This is a genomic window from Streptomyces flavofungini, from assembly GCF_041028215.1.
GTDB lineage: Bacteria > Actinomycetota > Actinomycetes > Streptomycetales > Streptomycetaceae > Streptomyces > Streptomyces flavofungini_B.
In genome coordinates this window covers 1-8,036 of the sequence record NZ_JASKYR010000345.1, presented here as the reverse complement: position 1 = coordinate 8,036, position 8,036 = coordinate 1, and the positions used below count along the sequence as shown (strand labels likewise).

4 protein-coding genes and 1 pseudogene are annotated in these 8,036 nt (G+C 72.1%); 1 reads left to right on the top strand and 4 read right to left on the bottom strand.

Going from position 1 to position 8,036, the window contains the following annotated elements; all coding sequences use genetic code 11:
• Positions 1-385: 385 nt before the first annotated feature.
• From AB8Z36_RS22875 to leuS, 4 genes are all read right to left on the bottom strand, one after another.
• On the bottom strand, positions 386-1,546 hold the full coding sequence (locus AB8Z36_RS22875) for a helix-hairpin-helix domain-containing protein (RefSeq protein ID WP_440581974.1): 1,161 nt from the start codon (positions 1,544-1,546) through the stop codon (positions 386-388).
• 485 nt (positions 1,547-2,031) lie between these two features.
• Positions 2,032-2,877, bottom strand: a complete 846-nt coding sequence (locus tag AB8Z36_RS22870; RefSeq protein WP_369215230.1) for a DegV family protein — start codon at positions 2,875-2,877, stop codon at positions 2,032-2,034.
• An 88-nt stretch (positions 2,878-2,965) separates the two neighbouring features.
• Complete coding sequence (locus AB8Z36_RS22865; protein WP_369215229.1) at positions 2,966-3,703, bottom strand: hypothetical protein; 738 nt, start codon at positions 3,701-3,703, stop codon at positions 2,966-2,968.
• 173 nt (positions 3,704-3,876) lie between these two features.
• Positions 3,877-6,777, bottom strand: coding sequence for a leucine--tRNA ligase (leuS, locus tag AB8Z36_RS22860; protein ID WP_369215228.1), 2,901 nt, complete (start codon positions 6,775-6,777; stop codon positions 3,877-3,879).
• A gap of 441 nt (positions 6,778-7,218) precedes the next feature.
• Here leuS and AB8Z36_RS22855 point away from each other — a divergent pair.
• Positions 7,219-8,036 (top strand): annotated as a pseudogene (locus AB8Z36_RS22855) (hypothetical protein); the annotation flags it as partial.

The following is an 8,036-nucleotide window of genomic DNA, read 5'->3' as shown; positions in this document are numbered from 1 at the left end:
GTGTGGGGCTGGGCCGTGCGGGGTCGGGCCGAGCCGGGTTGGGCCGTGTAGGGCTGCGCCGTGCGGGTTCGGACCGAGCCCGGTTGAGCCGGGCCAGATCGGGCCCCGCCGGGTCGGGCCGTGCCAGGTTGGGCCGTGTGGGGCTGTCGCCGCGCCCTCCGGGTCAGGAGGAGGGCTCCGGCCACCACCACACACGTCACGACCGTGGTGAGCGCCCACCGGGGTGGTGCGTCCAGCATCAGCGCGGCCGTCGCCCATGCCGCGAGCGCGGGCGGTACGAGGCGTAGATCGACCGGCCCCTCCTGCCGTGGGTGCGAAGCCCCCAGGCGGTTGCCCGACGAGAGGTGGACCGCTTCACGCGCCGTCCCGGTCCCGGTGGCCCGCGTCATGGCCGTACGAGATCCTGGAGATCGGCGAAACGCCGGTCGCCGATGCCGTTGACCTCGCGGAGCTCGTCCACGGAGCGGAAACCGCCGTGCTCGGTGCGGTAGTCGATGATGTGCTGGGCCAGGACCGGGCCGACGCCCGGGAGTTCGTCAAGCTGCGCGGCGCTCGCCGTGTTCAGACCGACCGGCGTCGCGGCAGCCGCCGCCCCTCCGGCTCCAGCGGCTCCAGCGGCTCCAGCTCCAGCGACCCCCGAGGCTCCGGCTCCTGCGGATCCGGCTCCACCCGTTGCGGGCGGCTCCGGAGGGGCACCGACGACGACCTGCTCGCCGTCCACCAGCACCCGTGCACGGTTGAGCCCGCCCAGGTCAGCGCCGGGACGCACTCCACCGGCCGCCCGCAGCGCGTCGGCCACCCGGGAGCCGGCGGGCAGCCGCTGCACCCCGGGGCTGCGGACCTTTCCGCTGACGTCCACGACGACCCTGCCGCCCTGCGCACCGGCCGCCGCGACACCGCCGACGGCCGAGCCACTCCCCTCCGGCACGGAACCCGGCGAGGCCGCCCGTCCCGTCCCGCGCTCAGGGGCGGCGCCCGCCTCACGCACCACGTCCGGCGGTCGCACCGGCTGCGTACGGCCCGTCCAGAAGTGCTGGGCCGCGAAGAGCGCCGCGACGGCGAGGACCACGACGAGCGCGACGACTCCCCGCCGCTCCAGGCCGCAGCGCGCCTGCAACCACACCGGCAGCCGCTCCCGCACCGCCAGGCCCGCCCGCTCGCGCCGCGAAGGTACCGCCACCCTCTGCTCACCGGCGTCGGGCTCCCGTTCGGCGCCCGGCTCCCGCGCCTTGCTCACGTCGGGCAACTCGGCGGGCACGGCCTCCCACACCCAGCGTGGCCCCGGTGCGCGCGGCGCCGCCCCGCCCCGAACCTTGTCCTGAGTTTCGTCCCTGGACTCGTTTCTAGTTCCGTCCCTGGACTCGTTTCTAGTTCCGTCCCTGGGTTCCCCCCTAGATTCGCCCCTGGGTTCGTCCCGATCCTCGTCCCATCGCCCCGGCAGCAGTGCCTCATCGGCTGCCGCCACGTCCAAGCTCGCCGACGCGGGCGGCCTCTGCGAAGCAGGTGGCGGTTCGGGCACCGGCTCCGGTGACGGCACCGGGAACAGGTTCTCCGCGCGCAGCCGCACGGCCTCCGCCGTGGTCCGCCTGCGTCGGGCCCTGCCCCGGACGTGCCGACCTTGCGCACGGCCGTCCGATGCGGGGCCACGCCCAGGGCCGCTCGTCGCGGACGGCGTCCGAGGCCCGGACGACGCCCGAGGCGTGGAAGGTGCCCGAGGCGCGGAAGGTCCCCGAGACAAGGAAGAGGTGCGGGGCGCGGAGGGCACCTGTGATGCGGAAGGCACGCGAGACGCGGAAGGCACCCGCGTCGTGGACACCGCCCCCGCTGCGGCGGGCGTCTGAGCTGTCTGGGGAGAAGATCGAAGAGTCATGCCAACGACGTTAGGCACCCGGACGCAACCGCGATGATCTTGGGCAAAACCCGTGGATCAGCGCCCAGTTGTGGATAACTCCACCACCCGTACGAGGGAATTATCGCGTCGGGCCACCCCGCCTACGTCGGTGCCACGCCGCCCACGCCGGGCCACCCCGCCTACCGGGGCGAGACCACGGCTCCCAGCAGCCCCGGCCCCGTATGCGCCCCGATCACCGCGCCCACCTCGCTGACGTGGAGTTCAGCGAGGCCCGGTACCCGCTCGCGGAGACGGTCCGCGAGGGTCGTCGCGCGGTCCGGGGCCGACAGGTGGTGGACCGCGATGTCGACACGGCCGGACCCCGCACGCTCCACGACGATCTCTTCGAGGCGGGCGATCGCCTTCGACGCCGTCCGGACCTTCTCCAGCATGTCGATGCGGCCGTCGTCCAGCTTCAGCAGCGGCTTCACGGCCAGTGCCGAGCCGAAGAGCGCCTGCGCGGCGCCGATGCGGCCGCCCCTGCGCAGATAGTCGAGGGTGTCGACGTAGAAGTAGGCGGAGGTGCCCGCGGCGCGCTTCTCGGCCGCCGCCACCGCCTCCTCGGCGGAGTCACCGGCCTCGGCCGCCTCCGCGGCCGACAGGGCGCAGAATCCGAGGGCCATCGCGACCATCCCGGTGTCCACGACCCGCACCGGCACCGGAGCGTCCTTGGCGGCCAGGACCGCGGCGTCGTACGTGCCGGAGAACTCGGCGGACAGATGGAGCGAGACGATGGCCTCGGCGCCCGCCTCCGCTACCTTCCGGTACGTCTCCGCGAACAGCTCCGGGCTGGGCCGGGACGTCGTCACCGGCTTCCGCTTCTGGAGCGCCTGGGCGAGGGAGCGGGCCGAGATCTCGGTGCCCTCCTCCAGCGCCCGGTCGCCGAGCACCACCGTCAGAGGCACCGCAGTGATGCCGTGCCGGTCCATCGTCCGCTGCGGCAGATAGGCCGTTGAATCCGTGACGATCGCGACATGGCGGGACATGAGCTGGAGGTTACCCGTCTGACCGGCGGGGCGGCAGTCCGGCCCCCGCACACCCTGCCCCGGGAGGGCGTGATGTGTCACGGACGGCTCAGGTCGTGCTCTCCGGCTTGGCCTTCTTCTCCCACGGATAGGCCGCCGTCGGCCTGGGCGGGGTGATCGCGGGCCGCTGCGGCTCCTGGTCCGCCCTCGGTGCCGCGGACGGCTCGGACCAGGTCTGTTCCGTGTCCCTGGCGGGAGCTGCCGGTTCGGGCCACGAGGGGGGCGGCTGCTCCGGGGCGGGCTCCTTCGCCCAGTGCCGCAGGGCTCCCGCCTCCATGTCGATCTGGGTGCTCAGGGAGTCCAGGTCGTCGCCTGCGAACCGGCGGGCGCGGTCGCGTGCCGACCACCGCAGTGAGTCCGCCGCCTTGGTGATCTGCTCGGTGCGCTCCCGCAGTTCGGGGAGGCGCTCGGCGAGGGCGGCCTTGTCCGGATCCCGCTCCAGGCGCCGCAGCTCTTCGTCCAGCTCGTGCCCATGGGCGCTGAGGCGGTCGAAGAGTCCGAGGGACTCCTTCAGGGAGGTGTCCTCGACCGCGCCCGCGCGCAGCACGTCCTGGGTGGCCCGCATCGACGTGCGCAGGGAGAGGCGCAGCTGTGCGAGCTGTCCGGCGCTGCCGACCTGACCGAAGCTCCTGGCCCGCAGCGTGGTGTCCTCCACCGTCCGGCGGGCCTCCGAGATCGTGCGGTCCACACCCCGCTTGGCCGCCTTGACGACCTTCACCGTCGCGTAGACCGCCGCGACCATGAACAGCACGACGAGCAGCGCCACGATTGCGCCCACGGCTTCCATGACGCCCCTCTCCGGTTCCCGTCCGCTCCTGCGGCCGTTCTTCCACCGTAAACGGAGAAGGCAGGCCGGAGGTTCCATCGGAACCCCCAACCTGCCCGTAGGGGAACACCCCTATGCCCGCTCCGGAGGGGACGCCTCCGGCGGAGGTGCCCACGCCTTCGCGGCGCTCGCGGCTAGGCCGGAACGATGTTCACCAGCTTCGGCGCCCGCACGATGACCTTGCGGATGCCGGCGCCGCCCAGCGCGGCCACGACCTTGTCGTCGGCCAGGGCCACCTTCTCCAGCTCCTCGTCGGAGATGGCTGGCGAGACCTCCAGACGCGCCTTGACCTTGCCCTTGATCTGCACGACGCAGGTCACGGACTCGTCCACGACGTACGCCGGGTCGGCGACGGGGAAGTCCTGGTGGACGACCGAGTCGGTGTGGCCCAACTTGCGCCACAGCTCCTCGGCGACGTGCGGGGCCAGCGGCGCGATCAGCAGCACCAGGCGTTCGGCGACCGAGCGCGGTACCGGGCCCGCGGCCTTGGTCAGGTGGTTGTTCAGCTCGGTGATCTTGGCGATGGCGGTGTTGAACCGCATGCCGTCCAGGTCCTGGCGCACGCCGTCGATCGCCTTGTGCAGGGCGCGCAGGGTGGCCTCGTCGACGTCCGCCTCGGCGACGTCCGCGACGGTGACCTCACCGGTCGACTCGTCGACGACCAGGCGCCACAGCCGCTGGAGCAGCCGGTACTGGCCGACGACCGCGCGGGTGTCCCAGGGGCGGGACACGTCCAGGGGGCCCATCGCCATCTCGTACAGGCGCAGGGTGTCCGCGCCGTACTCCTCGCAGATCTCGTCCGGCGTGACGGCGTTCTTCAGGGACTTGCCCATCTTGCCCAGCTCGCGCTTGACCGGCTCGCCCTCGAAGAAGAACGCGCCGTCGCGCTCCTCGACCTCGGCCGCGGGCACCGGGAAGCCGCGGCTGTCCCGGTAGACGTAGGCCTGGATCATGCCCTGGTTGTACAGCTTGTGGAACGGCTCGGCCGAGGAGATGTGCCCCAGGTCGAACAGGACCTTGGACCAGAAGCGCGCGTACAGCAGGTGCAGGACGGCGTGCTCGGCGCCGCCCACGTACAGGTCGACGCCGCCGGTCGGCTGGCCGTCGCGCGGGCCCATCCAGTACTGCTCGACGGCGGGGTCGACCAGCCGCTGGTCGTTGTGCGGGTCCAGGTAGCGCAGCTCGTACCAGCAGGAACCGGCCCAGTTGGGCATGGTGTTGGTCTCGCGGCGGTACTTCTTGGGGCCGTCGCCCAGGTCCAGCGTGACGTTGACCCAGTCGTCGTTGCGGGACAGCGGCGTCTCCGGGGAGGTGTCCGCGTCGTCCGGGTCGAAGGTGCGCGGGGAGTAGTCGTCGACCTCCGGCAGCTCCAGGGGCAGCATGGACTCGGGCAGCGAGTGGGCGACGCCGTCCTCGTCGTAGACGATCGGGAAGGGCTCGCCCCAGTAGCGCTGGCGGCTGAACAGCCAGTCGCGCAGGCGGAAGTTGACGGTGCCCTCGCCGATGCCGCGCGTGGCCAGCCAGCCGGTGATGCGGGCCTTGCCCCCGGTCACGTCCAGGCCGTCCAGGGAGATCTCCGCGTTGGCGGAGTTGATCAGCTTCGCCTCGTAGGAGGAGAAGGCGTCGTCCCATGTGGCGGTGTCGGTGCCGCGGCCGTCCGACGGCTCCACCACACAGCGCATCGGCAGGCCGAAGGCGCGCGCGAAGGCGAAGTCGCGGCTGTCGTGGGCGGGGACGGCCATGATGGCGCCGGTGCCGTAGCCCATCAGTACGTAGTCGGCGATGAAGACGGGGACCTGCTCGCCGCTGACCGGGTTGGTGGCGTAGACGCCGGTGAAGACGCCGGTCTTCTCCTTGGCGTCGGCCTGGCGCTCCACGTCGGACTTGGCGGCGGCGCTCGCGCGGTAGGCGGTGACGGCCTCGGCGGGCGTGGCGTGGCCGCCGGTCCAGGTCTCGTGGGTGCCCTCGGGCCAGGCGTCGGGCACGACCTTGTCGACCAGCTCGTGCTCGGGCGCCAGCACCATGTAGGTGGCGCCGAACAGGGTGTCCTGGCGGGTGGTGAAGACCGTGATGGCCTCGCCGTCGGCGCCCACGGGGAACGTCACCCGGGCGCCCTCGGAGCGGCCGATCCAGTTGCGCTGCTGCAGCTTGATGGCCTCGGGCCAGTCCAGCGCGTCCAGGTCGTCCAGCAGGCGGTCGGCGTAGGCGGTGATGCGCATGTTCCACTGGCGCAGCTTGGCCTTGAAGACGGGGAAGTTGCCGCGCTCGGAGCGGCCGTCGGCGGTGACCTCTTCGTTGGCCAGGACGGTGCCCAGGCCGGGGCACCAGTTGACGGGTGCGTCCGAGGCGTAGGCCAGGCGGTACTCGCCCAGGACCTCCGCGCGCTCGGTGGCGTCCAGCTCGCTCCACGCGCGCGTGGTGCCCGGTACGGCGCGCTCACCGCTCGCGAACTGGGCGACCAGGTCGGCGATCGGGCGGGCCCTCTGCATGTCGGCGTCGTACCAGGAGTTGAAGATCTGGACGAAGATCCACTGGGTCCACTTGTAGTACTCGGGGTCGATCGAGGCAAACGACCGCCGCTTGTCGTGGCCCAGGCCCAGCGCGCGCAGCTGGTTCTTCATGTTCGCGATATTGGCCTCGGTGGAGACCCGCGGGTGGGTTCCGGTCTGCACGGCGTACTGCTCGGCGGGCAGGCCGAAGGCGTCGAAGCCCAGGGTGTGCAGGACGTTGTGGCCGGTCATGCGCTGGAAGCGGGCGAAGACGTCCGTGGCGATGTAGCCCAGCGGGTGGCCGACGTGCAGGCCCGCACCCGAGGGGTACGGGAACATGTCCATGATGAACTTCTTCGGCTTGGCGACCAGCGCGGCCTCCGCCTCATCCCGCGGGGCCAGGTCGCCGCTGGGGTTGGGCGCCTCGTAGGTGCCCTCGGCGTCCCAGAAGTCCTGCCAGCGTGCCTCGATCTCAGCGGCCAGGACGGCCGTGTAGCGGTGCGGCGCGGCCACCTCGGAGGCGGCAGCAGAATTCGTCTCGCTCATGATCCTCAAAGCTCCATCGATCGTCTCTGCCTGCGGAAATGACCGTGCGGGTCAAACAAAAATGCCCCTCGCACAGGAGGGGACGCCGCGCCGATTCCGACCGCGGTTCACCGGCGGTCGGGACTGATCAGCGCGGCCCGCTAAGCAGAAGGCGTACGGCACGCATGGCGTCAGGGTACCGCAGCCCCCACGCGCCCCGCGACGAGCTACTACGCGAGGGCCGCCGGGGCCTCACCCATGGGGACGCCGGGCCGTCGACTCGGTGGCCGCCGGGCCCGCCCGTAACCCTTGGCCCAGGGTTACTCGGCGTACCGCCCACTATCGGGGCAACGCCAAGAGCAGACGTCGCTTGGATAACAACGCAATAACTCAAACCTCGTACCCACCGGTATGGAGCGACTTAGCATGCGGCGGGAACCGAACCATTTCGGAGCCGCCCCCATGAACCCTCTGCACCCTCATCGCCGGAGCCGAGTTCTCGCCGTCGGCGCCCTGCTCCTGATCCCCCTGCTCGTCTTCGCGGGCAGTGACGGTTTACGCGTCGCGCTGGACTTCACGACCGGCGTGCTGTGCCTGGTCTCCCTCACCGCGGCCGTGGTCTGGGGCCTGGTCGCCACCGACCGCCTCTTCCTCCGCTCACGCCAGCGGCTGCTCGCCCAGGCCGTGCACCGTGCCACCGCGGTCGCCTCCGTGGGCTTCCTGCTGCTGCACGGCACCGTCAAGGTCGCCCTCGACCACGTCTCCCTCCTCGGCGCCCTGGTGCCCTTCGGGCTCGGTGTCGCCGGGAGCGCCGGGCTGATCGGCCTCGGCTCGCTCGCGGGCCTGCTCATGGTCGTGACGAGCGTCACCGGAGCCCTGCGCAGCGCCTTCGCCTCCCCCGCGAGGGTCGCGTCGCGCTGGCGGGCGCTGCACATGCTCGCCTATCCCGCCTGGTGCGCCGCCCTGATGCACGGCCTGTACGCGGGCCGCCAGCCGAAGCCCTGGGTGGTCGCCCTGTACTGCCTGTGTCTGATCGCGGTCGCCGGGGCCGTCGCCCTGCGCGCCGCGTCGCCGCCGGTCAAGCGGAAGGTCGCGGCCCGCGTCCTGGCCCTGCTGGAACCGGGACGTGGCGCTCCGGCGCCGGAACGGCCTCCCGCGCGGGACACCGTTTCCGATCCGCTGCCCGGCACCTCCACCGGCATGGTGCCGGACGCGGGCTCCGTCGACGGCATCTCCGCCGCCTACCGCGCGCTGGCCTCCACACCGCCCCTGTACCCGAC

Excerpts from the sequence above, each read along its gene's own strand:
- AB8Z36_RS22870 (WP_369215230.1), bottom strand. The coding sequence starts at position 2,877 with ATGTCCCGCCATGTCGCGATCGTCACGGATTCAACGGCCTATCTGCCG.
- AB8Z36_RS22865 (WP_369215229.1), bottom strand. The coding sequence starts at position 3,703 with ATGGAAGCCGTGGGCGCAATCGTGGCGCTGCTCGTCGTGCTGTTCATG.
- leuS (WP_369215228.1), bottom strand. The coding sequence starts at position 6,777 with ATGAGCGAGACGAATTCTGCTGCCGCCTCCGAGGTGGCCGCGCCGCAC.